Source organism: Nonomuraea sp. NPDC001684, from assembly GCF_053596515.1.
Window position 1 is genome coordinate 1 of sequence record NZ_JBSFGJ010000787.1, and the last position, 2,349, is coordinate 2,349.

Sequence of the window (2,349 nt, forward strand, 5' to 3'; positions counted from 1 at the left end):
TCTGCGGCCGTCGCGGGCACGAGGTCGAGCTGCCGCGCGCTGCCCATGAGCACGTCGGCGGCCTCGACCGCGCGGCGCGAGCCCGGGGTCAGCCCGTCCCAGCCGTCCGCGCCGATCCCGACGACCGTGATCACGCGTCGCGCCGTGTCAGCTGGATCTCCTCGGCAAGCCGCTCCTGACGGGACGCGGCGAAGGCGTCGCCCTGCTCGGCCAGGTTCACGATCCTCCTCGATGACAAAGTGCGAGGGATATCGTATATCTGCCTATCTGGCAGACTTTGGCGGGTGAAACGGCTTCTCGTCATCGGGATCGGCGCCGGCGATCCGGACCATCTCACTCTGCAGGCGGTCAAGGCCATCGCCGCCACGGACGTGTTCTTCATCGTCGACAAGGGCGAGACCAAGCACGAGTTGATCCAGCTCCGCCTCGACCTGATCGCCGAGCACGGTCGCAAGCCGTACCGGATCGCCGAGGCCCGCGACCCGGAACGGGACCGCACCGCCCCCGCCTACACCGCCGCCGTCGAGGACTGGCGCTCGCGCCGCTCGCTCGCCTGCGAAGCGCTCATCCACGACGAGCTGGGCGCCGGCGAGACCGGCGCGTTCCTGGTGTGGGGCGACCCGGCCGTCTACGACAGCACGCTCGCCATCCTCGATGAGATCCGGCGACGCGGGAACGTCACGTTCGACGTCGAGGTCGTCCCCGGCATCAGCAGCGTGGCCGCCCTCACCGCCCGCCACCGCATCGGCCTGACCCAGGTCGGCCGGCCCACGCACCTGACCACCGGCCGCCGCCTGGCGGAGCAGGGCCCCACCGCCGACGACGTGGTGGTCATGCTCGACGCCCACTGCTCCTTCACCGGTCTCGACGACTTCCACATCTACTGGGGCGCCTACCTCGGGACGCCGGACGAGATCCTGGTGTCGGGGCCGGTGCCGGAGGTCGGTGACCGCATCCGGCGGCTGCGTGCCGAGGCCCGCGAGCGCAAGGGCTGGATCATGGACACGTACCTGCTGCGCCGCCCGTCACCGGGGGACCGCTGACCTGACGCCGAGGTCGCGCCGCCAGGTCGGCGGGCCCCCTCGCGTCATGCCAGCAGCCCCTGCCCGATCCAGCCGCCGGGCGGGCAGCCCGGCGGGATGGCGAACACCGCAGATCCGATCGGCGTGGTCCACTCGTTGAGCAGGTCGGCCTCGGCCAGCCGGCGCTGCATCGGCAGGAACTGCGCGCCGACGTCGGCCTGGTAGGAGGCGAAGAGCAGGCCGCTGTCGGAGTGTCCGGCCGCGGTGAGCCCTTCGTCGTAGTTGTAGGGGCGACGGAAGATCCCCTTGGCCGGGTCGGCGCTGTGCGCGCGCCTGATGTGGGCGTACTCGGAGATGACCGGGAACCCCACGGGCGTGAGCTCGGCGAAGTCGGGCGGGTCGTGCTCGGCGGTCCCGGTCAGCGGGGCGCCGGTGTCCAGGCGGCGTCCGATCGTGAACTCCTTGGCGACCCGGTCGGCGGCGTCCCAGGTCTCCAGTTCGACCCGGATCCGCCGCAGCACCAGCGTGGTGCCGCCGCGCAGCCAGGCGGGCGCGTCCGCGCCGGCCCACACCACCCGGTCGAAGACAGGGCTCCCGGGGACGGCGTTGGCGGTCCCGTCGAGCTGCCCCATGATGTTGTGCTGGGTCAGCCCGGACGCCTGCACCCCGGCGGCCCGCCGGAACCCGCGCTGGACCCATCGGACGCGGGTGAAGGCGCGGGCGTCCTTGATGATCATGCGGAGGGCGTGGGCCACGGTCAGCGGGTCGTCGGCGCAGATCTGCACCAGCACGTCGCCGCCGTTCCACTGGTTCTGCAGCTTGTCGACGGAGAAGCGGGGCAGCGCCTTCAGCGAGGACGGGCGCGCGTCCGCCAGGCCCACCGCGTCGAACAGACCGGGCCCGAACCCGAAGGTGACGGTCAGCCGGGCGGGCAGCACCGCCAGCTCCGGTTCGGTGTCGGCCAGGGCGGGACCGCCCGCGCTCAGGCGGCGGGCGTCGTCGGTCAGCAGCCGCATCATCCGGGCCACCGCCTCCCGGCCGACGCCCGCGCGCAGGTCCAGTCCGACGAAGACGGCGTGGGCCTGCGGGACGGTGGCGATCCCCGCCTGGTGCGGGCCGTGGAAGGGCTCCACCGCCGAGCCCGGCGAAGCAGCCTGGGCCGGGCCCGCCGCAGCGGCCTGTGCCGCGAGCGCGCCGGCCGCGGCGGCCGCGGTCGAGGCCAGCAGGCCCCGCCGGGTCAGGCGGGACCTGCTGCCGGTGTGGGCGTCCATCAGTGCTTGCCCTCGCCCGGCTGGTAGTTCACCTTGCCGCCGGTCTTGATCCAGGG

At 73.3% G+C, this 2,349-nt stretch carries 2 protein-coding genes; one reads left to right on the forward strand and one right to left on the reverse strand.

All coding sequences use genetic code 11. The features are described from left to right. The first annotated feature begins 284 nt into the window (after positions 1–284). Complete coding sequence (cobF, locus tag ACWCSD_RS51705; RefSeq protein WP_449927104.1) at positions 285–1,043, forward strand: precorrin-6A synthase (deacetylating); 759 nt, start codon at positions 285–287, stop codon at positions 1,041–1,043. Between the two features lie 44 nt (positions 1,044–1,087). Here the strand turns inward: cobF and ACWCSD_RS51710 are convergent, their stop codons facing one another. Next, positions 1,088–2,293, reverse strand: coding sequence for a Dyp-type peroxidase (locus ACWCSD_RS51710; RefSeq protein WP_449927107.1), 1,206 nt, complete (start codon positions 2,291–2,293; stop codon positions 1,088–1,090). Positions 2,294–2,349 lie beyond the last annotated feature (56 nt).

What these genes read in the sequence shown, in the direction of transcription:
- ACWCSD_RS51710 (WP_449927107.1), bottom strand. Translation starts at nt 2,293, where the DNA reads ATGGACGCCCACACCGGCAGCAGGTCCCGCCTGACCCGGCGGGGCCTG.